13 protein-coding genes are annotated in these 17,794 nt (G+C 29.7%); 12 read left to right on the forward strand and 1 reads right to left on the reverse strand.

Annotation, left to right across the window (positions count from 1 at the left end; all coding sequences use genetic code 4):
* The first annotated feature begins 3 nt into the window (after positions 1-3).
* From SCHRY_RS01640 to SCHRY_RS01680, 9 genes are all read left to right on the forward strand, one after another.
* On the forward strand, positions 4-1,356 hold the full coding sequence (locus SCHRY_RS01640; RefSeq protein ID WP_016338735.1) for a site-2 protease family protein: 1,353 nt from the start codon (positions 4-6) through the stop codon (positions 1,354-1,356).
* A 21-nt stretch (positions 1,357-1,377) separates the two neighbouring features.
* On the forward strand, positions 1,378-5,733 hold the full coding sequence (locus SCHRY_RS01645) for a PolC-type DNA polymerase III (protein ID WP_016338736.1): 4,356 nt from the start codon (positions 1,378-1,380) through the stop codon (positions 5,731-5,733).
* Positions 5,734-5,805: 72 nt separating this feature from the next.
* Positions 5,806-6,699, forward strand: a complete 894-nt coding sequence (gene era, locus SCHRY_RS01650; protein WP_016338737.1) for a GTPase Era — start codon at positions 5,806-5,808, stop codon at positions 6,697-6,699.
* Positions 6,700-6,701: 2 nt separating this feature from the next.
* Entirely contained in the window at positions 6,702-7,460 is a 759-nt protein-coding gene (recO, locus tag SCHRY_RS01655; RefSeq protein ID WP_016338738.1) for a DNA repair protein RecO, read from the forward strand.
* 54 nt (positions 7,461-7,514) lie between these two features.
* The gene (locus tag SCHRY_RS01660; protein WP_016338739.1) at positions 7,515-8,882 is read left to right on the forward strand and encodes a glycine--tRNA ligase; all 1,368 of its coding nucleotides are present in this window, start codon (positions 7,515-7,517) and stop codon (positions 8,880-8,882) included.
* Between the two features lie 21 nt (positions 8,883-8,903).
* Complete coding sequence (gene dnaG / locus SCHRY_RS01665; protein WP_016338740.1) at positions 8,904-10,817, forward strand: DNA primase; 1,914 nt, start codon at positions 8,904-8,906, stop codon at positions 10,815-10,817.
* Between the two features lie 5 nt (positions 10,818-10,822).
* A complete protein-coding gene (locus SCHRY_RS01670; protein WP_016338741.1) occupies positions 10,823-12,151 on the forward strand; it encodes a sigma-70 family RNA polymerase sigma factor in 1,329 nt (442 codons plus the stop codon).
* 13 nt (positions 12,152-12,164) lie between these two features.
* Positions 12,165-12,827 carry a tRNA (adenine(22)-N(1))-methyltransferase gene (locus SCHRY_RS01675; RefSeq protein WP_016338742.1) on the forward strand — a complete coding sequence of 221 codons (663 nt, stop codon included), beginning with the start codon at positions 12,165-12,167 and terminating at the stop codon, positions 12,825-12,827.
* 1 nt (position 12,828) lies between these two features.
* Positions 12,829-13,578 (forward strand): Nif3-like dinuclear metal center hexameric protein, encoded by a 750-nt coding sequence (locus SCHRY_RS01680; RefSeq protein ID WP_016338743.1) that lies wholly within the window; start codon positions 12,829-12,831, stop codon positions 13,576-13,578.
* A 10-nt stretch (positions 13,579-13,588) separates the two neighbouring features.
* Here the strand turns inward: SCHRY_RS01680 and ispH are convergent, their stop codons facing one another.
* Positions 13,589-14,473, reverse strand: coding sequence for a 4-hydroxy-3-methylbut-2-enyl diphosphate reductase (gene ispH, locus SCHRY_RS01685; protein WP_016338744.1), 885 nt, complete (start codon positions 14,471-14,473; stop codon positions 13,589-13,591).
* 666 nt (positions 14,474-15,139) lie between these two features.
* On the opposite strand from ispH, the gene SCHRY_RS01690 reads away from it, so the two are divergent.
* The 3 genes from SCHRY_RS01690 (at position 15,140) to SCHRY_RS01700 (ending at position 17,716) form a co-directional block, all read left to right on the forward strand.
* On the forward strand, positions 15,140-15,499 hold the full coding sequence (locus SCHRY_RS01690) for a hypothetical protein (protein ID WP_016338745.1): 360 nt from the start codon (positions 15,140-15,142) through the stop codon (positions 15,497-15,499).
* A gap of 47 nt (positions 15,500-15,546) precedes the next feature.
* A complete protein-coding gene (locus SCHRY_RS01695) occupies positions 15,547-16,260 on the forward strand; it encodes a hypothetical protein (RefSeq protein WP_016338746.1) in 714 nt (237 codons plus the stop codon).
* A 76-nt stretch (positions 16,261-16,336) separates the two neighbouring features.
* Positions 16,337-17,716, forward strand: coding sequence for a DEAD/DEAH box helicase (locus tag SCHRY_RS01700; RefSeq protein WP_016338747.1), 1,380 nt, complete (start codon positions 16,337-16,339; stop codon positions 17,714-17,716).
* The last annotated feature ends 78 nt before the right edge of the window (positions 17,717-17,794 follow it).

Raw genomic sequence — 17,794 nt, forward strand, 5'->3', positions numbered from 1 at the left:
AAAATGTCAGTTGGAATGATAATTTTAGGATTTGTAATTGGAATTATTATTTTATTAATTTTAGTTACAATTCACGAATTTGCCCATTTTATTATTGCAAAATTAGCTGGGGCCTATGTTTATGAATTTGCGATTGGCTTTGGGCCAAAATTATTTAGCTGAGGAAAGAAGGAAACAAAGTATTCTCTTCGGTTAATTCCTTTTGGAGGATATGTATATATCGCAAGTGAATTAGCAGACCCACCAAAGGGGCGTGAAGATGAAGTTATTCCTGAACATCGAAAAATGGAGAATATTAAGCGCTGAAAAAAAATGCTTTTTATTGTTGCGGGAGCAATAATGAATTTTTTTATTGCTGTTTTTATTTTTACAATTTTATTTGCCTCGTTAGGTCATAAACCAAATGATATGACATACTGAGGAGCAACTTATTCACCACAAGGCGTAGCTTATCAAGCTTTTCAAGGAACACCAAACATAACAGAAGTTAATCAAGAAATTGTTATTTTGGATTATTGATTAGGAACCGATAAAACGCAGATTGAACAAGCAGCGCTAGACTATAACAATTGCCTTGCGCAAGGCAATGATAATTGTGTTGATTCTCCAGGGGTAACGGTTAGTCACTTAAGCAAAAATAATCAAATTCCCGATTATACAACAACAGTCTATAATTTTATTGATGTTTTAAAAAAACAATATGATAAAAATCCAGAGCATAATGATGCAATTGTTTTTCGGATTCGAACGGTTAATGCTCATCAACAATTTAGTGGACCTTTATTAGAACCAACAATTACTTCAGCTGTTGCGTTTGATCAAACCAAAGGAGTATATACTGTTGGGATTGCTGCCCCAAACCGGATTTTTACCTCAACATGACAAGGGTACAGTTATGGTTGAAAAGAAACTTTTACCCAGTCTGTTTCGATTTTAAAATCGTTTGGATTATTATTTACCGGTCAATGAGGGCAACTATCTGGCCCTGTTGGGATTGCTAAAACAATGTCATCAATCTTAGACAATGGAGCGGTGCCATTCTTCTTATATGTGGCAATGTTATCAGCTAATTTATTTGTTTTAAACTTAATTCCAATTCCACCATTAGATGGTTATAAATTTTTGGAAACAGCAGTTGAAGGAACTATTATTAGTGGGAAAAAAATTAATGGGCGTTATAAAATGTGATATTATCGTAAAGATGAAGTAAAATTAGCCCAAGCAAAAATAAAATATGAGGAAATTAATCCAAATTGACATTTACCAAATAAGACCAAACTAATTATTAATATTACTGGTGCTGTTTTATTTATTTTATTATTTATTGGAATTACGATTAAAGATATCTTTTTTTAAAATACCAGGAGGACTAGCAAGATGGATCAACAATTAGAACGATTATTTTTAGCCAATAATTTAAAGTTTGATGAGCAATATTTTATTGGTGCTAAAATTATTAAAAGTGAATATAGTACGACTGATAAAGTCTTTAAAGTAGTCATTGTCATCAATGATTTTTTACCCGTTGATTTATTGCTAACTTTAGAAACAACGTTACTTAATAATCCCCAAATGCCAACCAAAGTTGGTTTTGAAGTTCTTAAAAGAAATTATCAATTAGCAGATATTTTTCATTATCTTGAGTATATTCGGGTTAATAAATCAGAAGTTAAGCAAAGTTTTTTTGGAAAATTATCAAATGATCGTTTTACTTTAGTTGGACAAGAATTAATAATTGCGGTTTACTCAGATAGTGAAAAAAAATTAGTAACAGAACATAGTATTTATTATCAAAAACAACTTCGTCGCTATGGTTTTGCAGATTTAACTTTAGTTATTAATCAAATTGAAACAGTTAATAATATTTTAGAGCTTAATGAACAGGAATTACGAAAATATCAATCCTCAGCGTTAGCGTATGATGAAAAACAACAAGATAATATACCTCCAGCATTGGTCAAACCAAAGGTAGGGGGATATACAAAAACTAATCCACTTTCACCAACCTATAAAAAGATTGTTGAAATTGACCAAGATACTCCGAATATCACAATTCATGGTCAAGTTTTTAATAAAGCACGAGTACAAACTGCCGCAAAAAAATATATTTATACAATTCAAATTACTGATAAAACTGATTCAATTGGGGTCAAGTTCTTTTCCCGTAATGAACAACCAGATATGGCGATTGAAGAGTTAAAAAATGGCGATTGAATTAGTGTTTTTGGCGATATCCGCTATGATACTTATGCTAATGAACAAATGTTTTTTGCAAAAAAAATTACTAAATTAGAGGAAAAAAATGAAGAACGTCAAGATACGGCTCTGAAAAAAAGAGTTGAATTACATTTACATACTAAAATGAGTATAATGGATGGGTTAATTGAAATCCCTAGTTTATTTAAAACACTAAACACTTGAGAGCATTGTGCGGTTGCTATTACTGACCATATTAATGTTCAAGCCTTTCCTGAAGTTTATAATACAAGTTTAAAATATCCCAATTTAAAGGTAATTTATGGCGTTGAAGCTGATATTTTAGAAAACAAAGTTTGATATGTTAAAAATCCTCATCACCATAATTTAAAAACGGCAAAATATGTTATTTTTGACTTGGAAACAACCGGTTTAAGTAGTGAGTATGATGAAATTATTGAATTTGGTGCTGTCATTTATGATAGTAATACTGGTGAAAAAAAAGTTGTTAATCATTTATTTAAGCCAACAACACCTGTTTCTTCTTTTACAACAGAATTAACTGGAATTACAAATGATCTTTTAGTTGATAAACCTAGTTTTATTGATAGCATTGATGATCTTTTAGCTTATTTTAAAGATGCAATCTTAATTGCTCATAATGCCGAATTTGATATGGGATTTATTCAATCATGATTACAAAAAGTCAACCGTCCAATAATTGATAATACCGTAATTGATACTTTACAATTAGCTCGGATATTAGAACCAAATTTAAAAAATTATCGCTTGGGAACAATTGCTCGTTGTTATAATGTTATTTATAATGAGGAAGTTGCCCACCGGGGGGATTATGATGCTAATGTTTTATCAGAAATTTATGAATACCAACTTCGAAAATTAACATCTGATTATAATATTACCTTTGATGATGAAATTGATCAGATTCATCAACCTTTAATTTATAATAAATTGCGACCAAAACATGTTACGATTTTAGCCAAAAATCAACAAGGTTTAAAAGACTTGTTTACCTTAGTAACTGAGGCGCATACGAAATATTTTTATGGCTCACCAAAATTATTAAAAGACTGCCTTATCCCAGTACGAGCTAATTTATTAATTGGCTCAGCATGTGTTAACGGGGAAATTTTTGAGTTAGCCCGTAACAAATCAAAAGAAGAATTGCGAGCAACAATCGCTTTTTATGATTATATTGAAGTTCAACCTTTGAGTGTTTATAAACATTTACTTCAAATGGGTGATCTAACCCAAGAACGATTAGAAATAATTGTTAAAGACATTATTAGCATTGCGAAAGAATTGAATAAGATTGTCGTGGCAACTGGGGATGCTCACTATTTAAATCCCGAAGATAAAATTTTCCGTGAAGTGTATATTCACGCCAAGGGGATTGGGGGAAAAGCCCATCCGTTATATGATTATAAACAACGCGTAAAAGATTATCCAGAACAATTTTTCCGAACAACTGATGAAATGCTAAATGAATTTCAATTTTTACAAGATGAAAAATTGGCGTATGAATTAGTTGTTACTAATTCAAATTTAATTGCTGAGCAAGTTGAAAAAGTTCAGGTTATTAAAGATAAACTATATACTCCAAAAATTGAAGGTAGTGATGAGTTATTACGAACATTATGTTATAAAAATGCTCATCAAATTTATGGGGAACAATTGCCTCCAATTGTTGCTGAACGGTTAGAACGCGAATTATCAGCAATTATTAAACATGGTTTTGCTGTTATTTATTGAATTGCGCATAAATTAGTTGATAAATCACTCCAAGATGGTTATTTAGTTGGATCACGGGGAAGTGTGGGAAGTAGTTTTGTTGCAACAATGAGTAATATTACCGAAGTTAATCCACTTCAACCCCATTATTTGTGTAAAGAATGTTGTTATAGTGAATTTATTACTGATGGTAGTGTTCGGTGTGGTTATGATTTACCAAATAAACCTTGTCCAAAATGTCAGCAGCAATTATTTGGGGAAGGTCATGATATTCCGTTTGAAACTTTCCTAGGATTTGAAGCTGATAAAGTTCCAGATATAGATTTAAATTTTTCGGGGGAATACCAACCAATTGCCCATGATTTTACCAAAGAAATGTTTGGTGAAAAAAGTGTTTATCGTGCCGGAACGATTTCAACTGTGGCTGAAAAATCAGCTTATGGTTATGTTAAAAGTTATTTTGAATTAAAAAATGCTTTACATTTAAAACGCAAAGCGGAAATTGAGCGAATTGCCAAAGGGTGCGAAGGTGTTAAACGAACAACTGGTCAACATCCGGGTGGGATTGTTGTAATTCCAAATGATTTTATTGTTGAAGAATTTACCCCGGTTAATTTTCCCGCTGATGATGTTACTTCAACGTGATTAACTACCCATTTTGATTTTCATGCGATTCATGATAATGTTTTAAAATTGGATATTTTAGGTCATGTTGATCCAACCGCGTTAAGAATGTTGCAAGATTTAACTGGTGTTGATCCAAAAACAATTCCAACAAATGATTTAACCGTTTTGAGTCTGTTTTGTAATTTAGATAGTTTAAAAATAACCCCTGATGATTTAAATGGTGAAAAAACAGGGGCAATTGGAATCCCTGAATTTGGGACAACTTTTGTTCGAAAAATGTTATTAGATACAAAACCACAATCATTTGCTGACTTAGTTCAAATTTCGGGGTTATCACATGGAACAGATGTTTGATTAGGCAATGCCCAAGAGTTAATTCGAAACCAAGGAGTTAAAATTTCGGAAGTAATTGGTTGTCGTGATGACATTATGGTTAATTTAATTTATAAAGGGTTACCAGCAAAAACAGCTTTTAAAATTATGGAAGATGTCCGAAAAGGAAAGGGGTTACTACCAGAATATCAAGCGTTAATGTTAGAACATAATGTTGAACAATGATATATTGATTCATGTAATAAAATTAAATACATGTTTCCAAAAGCCCATGCAACAGCTTATGTTTTAATGGCTTGACGGGTAGCCTGATTTAAAATCAACTATCCAACGGAATACTATGCGACATATTTTTCAACGCGAACTGATGTTTTTGATATTAAAACCATTTTAAAAGGACCAGAAACAATTAAACAGGTTGTTCAGGATATTCAACAACGAATGGATATCAAAGATTTTAATTTTCAAAATAAACCATCGCAAAAAGAAAAGGATTTAATTCCGGTCTATGAAGTAGCCTTGGAAATGTATGGGCGGGGTATTAAAATGTTAAATATTAGTTTAGAAGATAGTGATAATAAAAATTTTAAAATTGTAAAAGATGAGAATAATAATAAAATGATTTTACCTCCATTTTCAGCAATTGATGGTTTAGGTGAAGCGGTCGGGGAAAGCATTATCAGAGCGCGTTTAGAAAAACCTTTTATTTCAATTTCGGATTTACAAAAACGAACAAATATTACCAAGGCTCATATGCAATCTTTTGAGGATTTAGGAACCTTAAATCATTTATCATTAGATGACCAAATTTCGTTTAACTTTTAAAGAAAGGACTAATCTTTCGTACTTTGCTTTATAATTAGAGTAGTAATAATAATCAGAAAAGGAGACATAATTATGGAAACTAAATCAGGATTTGTGGCAATTGTTGGGCGACCAAATGTTGGTAAATCAACACTGTTAAATAGTCTATTGGCTCAAAAAGTTGCGATTGTTTCGCCGAAAGCTCAAACAACCCGTAATCGTATTCAAGGAATTTATAATGATAAGGAAGCCCAAATTGTTTTTATGGATACCCCTGGGATTCATAGTGCCCATCATGCGATGGGGAAATTTATGAACAAAGTGGCATTATCATCAACAAAAGCCGCCGAAGTAATTTTGTTTTTAGTTCCCGCCAATGAATATATTGGTCAAAATGATCATTTTATTTTAAATGCCTTAAAAGAGCGTAATGTTCCGGTAATTTTGGTAATTACCAAAATTGACTTAGTAACAAATGACCAGTTATTAGAAAAAATTGCTGCTTGAAAAGGACTTTATCAGTTTAGTGAAATTATTCCAATTTCAGCTTTAAAAAATAATAATACTGACCGCTTATTAACTATTTTAAAAAGTCATTTAGAAGTCGGACCAAAATATTATCCTGATGAAATGATTAGTGATCAACCAGAATTATTTTTAATTCGTGAAATTATTCGTGAGAAGATTCTTTTTTTAACCGAAGAAGAAGTACCCCATAGTGTCGCTATTTTAATTGATAAATTAGAAGAAAAGCCAAACTTATTAAAAATTATTGCCTCAATTTGTGTTGAACGGGATTCACAGAAAAAGATTATTATTGGTAAGGGAGGGCAATTAATTAAAAAGATTGGAACTCAGGCTCGTGAAGAGTTAGAACAAATTTTAAATACAAAAATATATTTAGAATTATTTGTTAAAGTAGTTAATAAATGACGCGATAAACCATCAATGATTGCCCGTTTAGGATATAACAAAGAGAGTTACTAACAATGGCTAATAATTTACAGGGACTTATTATTAGTAAAATTAATTATAACGATTATGACCAAATTATTACGATTTTTTCGCGCGAAGAAGGAAAACTAAGTTTTTATGCTCCCGGGGTTCGTAAAGCAATCTCAAAAAACCAGTTTTCATTACAGCTATTTGCAACTAGTGAATTTGAACTTTTTTTGTCTTATCACAAAAATAAAGTCAGTAAATTAAAAACAGGTGTTTTAATTAAAGACCGTAATTTATTAGCAAAAGATTATGAGGATTATTTAGTTGCAACATTAATGGTTGAAGTACTTGACCAAGCAATTGAAGAGCGAACTGCTGATGATGAACTTTATAATTTAATTACAACTAGTTTAGACTGTTTGCTAAACAATAGTGATAATTTAATTATTGTAATTTTCTACTTATTTAAAATGCTTAAATGGTATGGTTTACGTTGAGATTTTGGCAAATGTCAACGCTGTTACAAAAAAGAAGGAATTAAAACAATTTCTTTTATTGATCAAGGTTTGATTTGTAGAGGTTGTATAACTGAAAAAGACTATCTTTTTTCAATTGGATTAATAAAAGAAATTATTTTATGGCAAGACGAACAATTTACAATCGCAACTTTGGCTAGTAAAACATTTGTGACAAATCAAGAATTAATGCTATTATTTAGGATGCTATGTGAGTATTATTTAAATGTTGTTGGTATTTTTTCATATAGTATTAAAGAAATAGCTGAGAAATCAATTTATTTTAAATAACAGCCCATAACATAGTATAATAAATCAGAAGGAATAGAATGGAGTTATTTTTAAATGAAATATTCGTTAGAAGAAGTTGTTAATCATCTTAAAACGCAAGGGTTTGTTTTTCCAGGAAGTGAGATTTATGGTGGTTTAGCTAATGCCTGGGATTTTGGTCCTTTAGGAATTGAAATTGTTCGCAAATTGAAAAATCTATGATGACAGTTTTTTGTCACAAAATCAAAATATAATGTTGGTTTGGATAGCGCGATTTTAATGAATAATAATGTCTGAAAAGCATCAGGGCATCTTGGGAATTTTTCTGATCCATTATTAGATTGTAAAAAATGTCAAGCTAGAATGCGTGCTGATAAGTTAATTGAGGAAAAATATCCTGACATTAATTGTGGGGGTTGAGATAATAAACAATTAACTGATTTTATTAATACAGAACAACTTGCATGTCCACACTGTGGAGCCCATGATTTTACTGATATTCGCCAATTTCAATTAATGTTTCAAACAAACCAAGGGGTCTTACAAGATGAAAAATCAGTTGTTTATTTACGACCAGAAACAGCGCAAGGGATTTTTGTTAATTTTAAAAATATTCAACGTTCATTACGAAAGAAATTGCCATTTGGTGTTGGCCAAATTGGAAAGTCTTTTCGGAATGAAATTACCCCTGGAAACTTTATTTTTCGTACACGCGAATTTGAACAAATGGAATTAGAATTTTTCTATGATCCCGCTGATCAAACTGACTGATTTACTTACTGAGTTCAGCAAGTTACAATTTTTTTAACAAAATTAGGTTTAAAATCTGAAAATTATGTTTTACGTGAACATGATCAAAAAGAATTGGCTCATTATGCAAAACGAACAATTGATATTGAATACAAATTTTCGTTTGGACAAGGGGAATTATGAGGAATTGCTGATCGTGGGGATTTTGATTTAAAAAGTCATAATGACTATAGTCATCAGAATTTAAGTTATCTAAATCCAGAAACTAACGAAAAAATTATTCCCCATGTTATTGAACCTTCGGTTGGGGTTGGGCGTTTATTGTTAGCATTATTAGCTGATAGCTATGAAGTTGAAAAAATTGGGGAAAATGATAGTCGTGTAGTTTTAAAATTATCACCATTATTATCTCCATATCAAATTGCCATTATTCCGTTAAGTAAACAATTGAATGAACAAGCATATCACTTGTATGAAACATTATTAACTGATTTTGATTGTACGTATGATGAAACAGGTAATATTGGTAAACGTTATCGTCGCCAAGATGCAATTGGAACCCCATATTGTATTACCTATGATTTTGATAGTTTAACTGACAATGCAGTTACAGTTCGCGATCGTGATACAATGAAACAGATCCGCATTGCAATTAGTGAATTGCCAGCTTATTTAAAACAACATTTAAAATAACCAAAAAGAGGTGAGAACGTAATGGCCTTAATTAGTAATGAAAAAATTGAATCAATTCGTTCAAAAGTAAATATTGTCGAAATTTTATCGGAGTATTTACAGTTAGAAAAGCGTGGACGAAATTTTTGGGCGGTTTGTCCATTCCACCAAGATTCCCATCCATCAATGAGTATTTCACCGGAGAAACAAATTTATCGGTGCTTTGCTTGTTCGGCCGGGGGGAATGTTTTTACTTTTCTCCAAGAATATAAAAATATTTCTTTTATTGAAGCTTTAAAAATCGTCGCGGAAAAAGCGAATGTTTCATTAACCGAACTTCAAAATTATCAAGAAGTTTCTCGTTATAGTGAGGAAGATAAAAAGATTTTTGCCATTAATGAATTGACAAAAACCTTTTTTATGAATAATTTACAAACTAAAAAGGGTTTACCTGCTAAGCAATATTTAGAAGAGCGAGATATTAGCAATGAGGATATTTTGGCTTTTGACTTAGGTTATGCGGATAGTAACAGTCAAAGTCTATATAATTTTTTACTGAAAAAAGGTTTTACCATTAATGAAATTGAACAGGCTGGGTTAGTAAATATTAATGGGAAAGGACAAATCTATGATTATTTTAATGATCGTGTAATGTTCCCAATCCATGATGATGAAAATAATATTATTGGTTTTTCTGGCCGTTTAGTTCAAGAAAAAACTAATTTGCCAAAATATTTAAATACCTTAGAAACAAAAGTTTTTAAAAAAGAACAAGTAATGTATAACTTTTATCGGGCAAAACCATTTATTAAAAAAAGTGGTAATTTAATTTTGCTTGAAGGATATATGGATATTATTAGTTTAAACCGGATGGGGATTAAAAATACTGTTGCATTAATGGGGACTAATTTAAGTGATTATCATATTACAACAATCAAAAAAGTAACGCCAGAGTGTATTATTTTTTTAGATGGAGATTTACCGGGGGTTAAAGCTAGTTTAAAGGCTGCTGCGAAATTATTGGTTAATAATTTTAAAGTGAAAGTTGTTTATAATGAAACTGGTAAAGATCCTGATGAATTGGTTAAAGCTGGGGAAGAAGAATTTATTAAAAAGATTATTGTGGGGGCAAATTATCCAGTTAATTTTGCTATTAATTATTTTATGGATAAATATAATTTGGAAGATGCGAACGAACTTGCGGAATTTTTAACAATTGTTGGAAACTTAGTTAAAGTAATTCCCGATCCAATTGAAAAGGAACTATCAATTAATAATTTAGCAAAAGTAACAAAACTATCCCCAACAGCAATTGCAACAAAAATTGAGCATTTAAAGGGTAATTTGAAACCAGTTAGTACAAAGGGACCAGTTAAACCACCAGGGTTGGTGACAAAAGCTCCCGAACCAACTGGGGCTTCGAATTATTTTATTCCCGATGAGCCTTCAACCGTTGAACCAATTAACCCATCTGCTATAAATGAAATTATCTTGACTTGAAAACCTTATCGGATTAAGAACTTAAAACGTTATACATTAGCGGAAGAAAAAATGATTCTCCAATTATTATTTTCCCGTCAAGCAATGAATTTTTATCAGTTGAAAATTGGGGCATTAAATAATAATAACTATCGTTTAATTGCAAATGATATAATTGATTATTATCATAGACATTTATCAGCAGAAAGTGTTAATATTAATATGTTGTGTGATGAGATTAATGACGGGCAGCTAAATGCAATTTTAATGACAATTCTTAATAAATCAACACTGAAAACTAAATATAATAAAAAAGAATTAGAAGACTATGCAATTCTAATTAATGATTATGCAAATGAAAAAGAAATTGAAATATTACGGAAAAAAATGACAGAAGCAACTACACTTGAAGAAAAACAAGTGATTTCCAATGAGGTTGATATGATGAATCAGCGCTTAAAATTTAAGAAGGGGTAGATAAAATGGAATTAACAAAAAAAGAAGTTAAGGATATGCAAACATTTGACGAGTTCAAGGAATATGTTAGTAAATATCTGGAAGAAAATAATAATGAAATTGAACAAGAAAAATTATTAAGTTTAATTAATGATCATTTTGAAATTGATGATAACGATGTTGATGAATATTTTGAGGAGTTATTAAGTAACGGGGTTGATTTTAGTGATGTGACAGGTATTGATGAAGTTGAAGAAGAACCAGAAAAACCAGTAAAAAAAGCGGCTGAAGAAAAAATTAAATATAAAGTTGGGGGAATTTCAAACGAAACTAAAATTCAAGATATTATTAAAGCTTATTTTAATGTTTTAGGAACAAGTAAAATTTTAACGCGTGAAGAAGAAATTAAATATGCTAAAATGCTTGAATCAAAAGATGAAGAAGAACGAAAATATGGCCGTGATAAATTAATTACTTCAAACTTAAAGTTAGTTGTTTCTGTGGCGAGAAAACATTTAAATCGGGGATTAGATTTTTCTGATTTAATTGAAGAAGGAAATATTGGTCTAATGAAAGCAGTTGATAAATTTGATTATAAGCGTGGGTTTAAGTTTTCAACCTATGCAACGTGATGGATTCGTCAGGCAATTACGCGAGCAATTGCTGATCAAGCCCGAACAATTAGAATTCCTGTTCATATGGTTGAGACAATTAATAAATTAACAAGAATTGAACGTCAGTTAACCCAAGAATTAGGTCGTGAACCAACTTTTGATGAAATTGCCGAAAGAATGGGGCAAGGAATGACGGGTGAAAAAGTCCGCGAAATTAAAAGATTATCAATTGAACCAGTATCATTAGAAAAACCAATTGGGGATGAAGATGATACTCATTTTGGAGATTTTGTTGATGACAAAGATATTTTTACCCCTGATGAATATGCGGAAAAAGAATCATTACGCGAAGTAATTGACGAAGTTTTCCACGAAATTTTATCAGCACGGGAAGAAAAAGTAATTCGTATGCGTTTTGGGATTTTACCAACAAAATTACGAACAGTTTTACGGTTAGCAAAAGAATGTGAAGATGAAACTTTCCCTGAGTTAGTTCAGACAATCAAAACCCTTGATATTCATTATGACACACCAATTGAAAAAGTTCAAAGTCGCAAAAATAAATTAATAGATAAGCACTTATCAAAATATGATTCACCAAAAACTTTGGAAGAAGTCGGAAGGGAATTTAAAGTTACAAGAGAACGAATTCGGCAAATTGAAGCTAAAACAATTCGTAAATTTAAACCAAACCAAGCAACATCAAAAGCAAAAGTATTAAAAGATTTCTTTAAAGGATAAGGTGGGGAGCACAATGACTAAATTATCAGAGCGTTTATTATTAATCGCAAAGCAAGTTAATGATAAAGATATTATTTGTGATATTGGGACAGACCATGGTTTAGTGCCAATTTATTTAGCGAAAGGTAATTTAATCACGAAAGCATATGCTTGTGATATCGCCCCAAAACCACTCCAACAAGCGATTGATAATATTAAAAAATATGACGTTGAAGAAGTTATTACACCTGTTTTAGCTGATGGCTTAAATGGCGTTAAAGGGATTAAAATTGATTCATGTATTATTGCCGGAATGGGAAGTAGTACTATTTTTGATATTTTACAAGAAGATCAAACAACAATTGGACGTTATATTTTTTGTCCAAATGATGACCCATATTTATTGCGCCAATGGGTCAAAGAACAAAAATATTTTATTGAAAAAGAACTATTAATTAAAGAAAATAATTATATTTATGAAATTATTGTTGTTAATAAAGTTGCTGGTCATAAAGTGAAATCACAGAAAGATATTTTTTTTGGTGTTTTATTGCGCAAAGAGAAAAACGCCTTATTCAATGAAAAGTGATTATTAAAAAGTGATTATTATCAAACCTTATTAGGGAGATTACCAGAAAAAAGTCAGCGTTATAAAGAATTAAAAAAGAAATTAAAATTAATTAATAAGATGATTTAAAATGCAGGCGAAAGAAATTTTTAAAATAATTGAAGCTGATTTCCCATTACGATGAGCCGAAAAATGAGATCATTGTGGACGACAATATGGTAAAAAAACAATTGAAGTTGATAAAGTCTTGGTTGCCCTTGATTTAACAACAGAAGTTATTAACGAGGCAATTAAAAAAAAGGTTAATTTAATAATTACTCATCATCCTTTTGTTTTTCAAAAATTAAAAAAAGAACAAAAGGTTGCATATAAAAATAAAATTTTTAAGCTATTAGATGAAAATAATATTACAGTATATGCAACTCATACTAATTTTGATGGTAAAATGAATGAATTAATTTTATCAATCTTGAAGGGAGAAAATATTCGAAACTTTACAAAAGACAATCATATCTTAAAAGTTGCAACAGTTAAAACAACCGCAAACCTAATTAGTGAGACATTAAAAAAGCTTTTTGAAATTAATGTTATACAACATAACCTTAGTGATTTTAATCAGAAAATTAAAACAGTTGCAATTTGTACTGGGGCTGGGGGTAGTTATCTTAATATCTTACCTTCTGAAATTGATTTATTTATTACGGGGGAAGTTAAATGAAATGAGTGAGTAATAGCTAATGAAAAAAACTTAAATGTTATTTGTTTTAATCATTATATGGAAAATTACTACACAAAAATTTTTACTCAGTATTTAGCAGAAAAATTTCCGGCATTAACTGTTGATGCCTACGAAATAAAAAACATTATTAACTATCGATAATAATGTTTTTTTATTGTTCTTCTAAATATTTAATTACTTCTAATTGAATATTACTTGGAGTTGAAGCTCCAGCTGTTACGGCAACAGTGTTAATATTTTTTAATCATTCATCTTTAATATCATTTTTATCATTAATCCGGTAAGAGAGAATATTTTTTCTTTCCCCCATTTCCACTAACTTTAAAGTATTATTACTACGTTTATCACCAACAACAAGTAGTAAATCAATTTGGTCTGAATCTAACGCTAAAACAGCATTTTGCCGTTCAAGAGTAGCATTACATAAATCATTTTTAAATTCAATAATCCGTTCTGGTAGCTGGTTTTTAATATTAAGAACAATATCTTCAATATCAATTTTTGATAAGGTTGTTTGGTTAGTGATGAGGATTTTCTTCGTGTGATCAAGTTGAGGAATAATAGGTTCAATTTCAGTAACGGTTGTTACTAAATGAATTAGGGGGCTAATTGATAAAATGGCATTTGTTTCAGGATGATGAGTTTTTCCAATAAAAATAATTTCATAGTCTTTTTTAGCTAAAAATTCTCGAATTAAATCTTTTGTAGCTGTAACTCATTCACATTCGGTATCTACTATAATAATATTTTTTTGCGCTGCTAAAGTTTTAATCCGTTCATCACTACCATGGGCTGATAGGATAACAACACTATTATTGGGTAAGTTTTTTAATAAATCCAACCGGTTTTGTTTATAATCATTAATTGGAATAATTCCTAGATCAATAATTTCTTTAACAACATGTTGATTATGGACTAAATAGCCGAGCATAAAAATTTCTTTATCATGATATTGTTTAGCAGCATCTTTTGCTCATTTAATTGACTTGACAACTCCTAGACAATAACCGCGGGGAGTAACTTTAATAACATTCATCTTTTTCACCATTTGTTTCTTAATTTTATTTAATCATAGCATATCATAAAAAATAGTGAGATAGTTTAAAGTTTTTTTCAGGGAAAAATTAACCAGTATATAAGTAGTTGGACTAAACAATCAAATATAGCAATTAAATCCAACAAATTGAAATGATGTTAATAAAGTTGATAATGGGCTTATTAATACAAAAATAAAGTCGCTACTATTTTAATTGGAAAATGGGACTATTTTACTTGTTGCTTATACTAATATTGCTAATAAAATTTATGAATTAGATTTAGATGGAAAGATTATTAATACAATATTGATAAGGAGATTGCTTTTATTACAGAGTTTATTTATTTTTCAGAAGATAAATTTATTGCTTTAACAATTAATGATGAAATCTTACATTTAAATGGAGATGGATCTTTTAAGGAGTTAGTCAAGACCGAAGTAAAAGCTTACATTTGTGGTACTAAGTTAAATAATGATAGAATTTAAGTTGCTTCTATTACTGGAGTAATTTGAGAATTAAATGCTAATTAATTTTTTAAAATGATTGCTAAAAAAATTAAGATTAATTAATTTACTATTTTAAAATTTTTAATTAATTTTTAAAATAATTGCTAAAAAAATTATATAATTATATTATATAAATTAATATATAAAGGGGATTTAGGAATGGCAGCTATCAAAGAAAAGCAAAAAATGACAAAAGAAATGTTTGATAAAATTCAAAGAGCAAAATGAATGGAAATTAAAAAAGAAGCAATTGCTAAGGCAACACCAGCAATGTTAATTTCAATTAACCGTAAAACAGGGGTAGTGGAAAATAAAAATTTTAAAGATTATCGTGAAAAAGATGGTTCAGCCGCTTCAGGAATTTTTAGAGCAGAAGATTTAATTGCTGATCGTTTAGGAGTAAAACCAAGTAGTGTTAAAAAAACTAATGCAGCAAAAAAATCAAATACTATTCCAGCGGAAGTAATTACTAAGGCTAAACCAGCCAAAAAAGTAACCACTAAAAAACAAAAAAACTAAGTAATTAGGAAAAAACTTAATTTGTAAAATTAGAGAGAAGGAAAAAAATGAAATCATTTGGTAAATGAGGGATTTCAATTATTTGGATAATTCCAATTATAATTTTTATTTTATGTTTAACCTTTTTAGCACTCCCATATTCGGGATACTATTGAGATAATAATAGTGATTTACCAACTAATATTAATCAAATTCACACTTTTAGTGGTAGTGGTTTTAAATTAATTCAACAATTAGGTTTTCCAACTTTTTTAAAATTAGCAAATACCGGAACTTTTGCTTGAGGATATAATGCAACATTTGTTTTTGATGGTAAAACTTATAATATTTTAGAATGAGCGCAAAGTCATTCAAATGAAGGCGGTGTAATTGACTGATTAGACATGGAATTAACAACAGGATTAAATTTTGCCGCTTTAGTGGGGGGATTATTAACCGGAATTATTATTGCTGTTCCAGTTTTAGTTTTGGTTGCTATTTGAGTAACAATTAAATTGCATCGCGCAATGATTTGTCAACATTCAATTGAATATATTGATGCGAAAAATAGTTTAAAAAAAGCCAATAAAGAAAGCAAAAAAGACATTAAAAAAGCTAAAAAAACCTTTAAAAAAGGAATTATTAATAAAGAAAAACTAATAGATGTTGAAAAATACTGAGCAGAAATAATTATTGAGCGAAATAATATTTTTATCAGGGAAAAAGCTTTTTATGAAGAGCAATATAATGATAAAAAACTTTTATTAAAAACAAAAAAATAAAAAATGAAATTAACCTAATTTCATTTTTTATTTGTTATAATTCTTAATATATCAGAAATTGAGGAAGATAAAATAAATGGGACAATTTAGTAATTTTGGATTAAAAAAATTTTTAAATGATGGATTAATTGATCTAAAATTTTTGGAACCTACTTTAGTTCAAGAACAAGTAATCCCATTATTACAAAAACATCAAAATGTTATTTGTTTAGCTAATACTGGAACTGGAAAAAGTCATTCCTTTATTTTACCAATTTTAAATAATTTGGACTATCAGTTAAATCGGATTCAAAGTGTAATTGTAACTCCAACCCGTGAATTAGCTAAACAAATTTATGATAATATTCGCTTTTTTAAAACATACCAACCAGAATTACAAGTTGGTTGTTTTATTGGTGGGGAAGATATTAAACGTCAAATTGAACAGTTAGGAAAATCTCAACCCCAAATAATTGTTGTAACGCCAACGCGGTTAAAAGATCTTTTTCTTGCTGATGCTTTAAACTTTGGAAAATTATCATCATTTATTATTGATGAATGTGATATGATTTTTGATTTAGGGTTTATTGATGATGTTGATTACATTTTAAGTAAAGTAAATAATAATGTTAAAGTTTCTGTTTTTTCAGCGACAATTGCCGAATCATTAAAACCTTTTTTATTAAAATATTTAAAAAATCCTCATTTTATTGACGTTAATAAGACAACAGTAACTAATCAAAATATTGAACATGTTTTAATTCCAACAAAACATCAAGACCGTGGGAAAGTCTTATTAAAAGTTTTAGCAGCAATTAATCCATATTTATGTTTAATCTTTGTTAATCGTCGTGAAGAAATTCCAGGCTATTTTGATTTACTGCGCGAAAATGGTTATTCAGTTTGTCAATTACATGCGGGGTTAGAACCACGGCTACGAACACAAATGGTGAAGCGGATCAAAAATCTTGAATTTAAATATGTCATTGCAACAGATGTTGCCGCGCGGGGAATTGATTTAGATGGGGTTAGTCATGTTATTTCAATTGATTTACCAAATAATTTAGAATATTATATTCATCGGAGTGGCAGAACTGGGCGGGGCCAATATACTGGCAAAAGTTATGTCTTATATGATACCAAGAACTTAAGTTTCGTAAAACAATTAGAGCAGTGAGGGATTACTTTTGAATATCAAAAATGAAATAGTAACAATGAATTAGTAACTGTTAACCTTGAAGCACCTCGGAAAAAATATCAACCCCAAACAACAACCAATGAAGTTAATAAAATTATTAATCGTTATAAAACAAAAAATAATAACAAAAAAATTAAACCAGGTTATAAGAAAAAACGAAAAGAAGAAATCGATAATTTAACTAAACAAATCCGCCGGGAACATATTAAAAATTCCATTAAAAAAATAAAAAAAGAAAAAGCCAAAGAACGAGGTAAAAAATTATTTGATAAAGAATAGAAAAACAGATACAATCATTTTGAGTGTTAATAAAATTAGCACATAGTAAAACTATTTTTAAACTATTTTATAAAATAT

This window comes from Spiroplasma chrysopicola DF-1 (assembly GCF_000400935.1).
GTDB lineage: Bacteria > Bacillota_I > Bacilli_A > Mycoplasmatales > Mycoplasmataceae > Spiroplasma > Spiroplasma chrysopicola.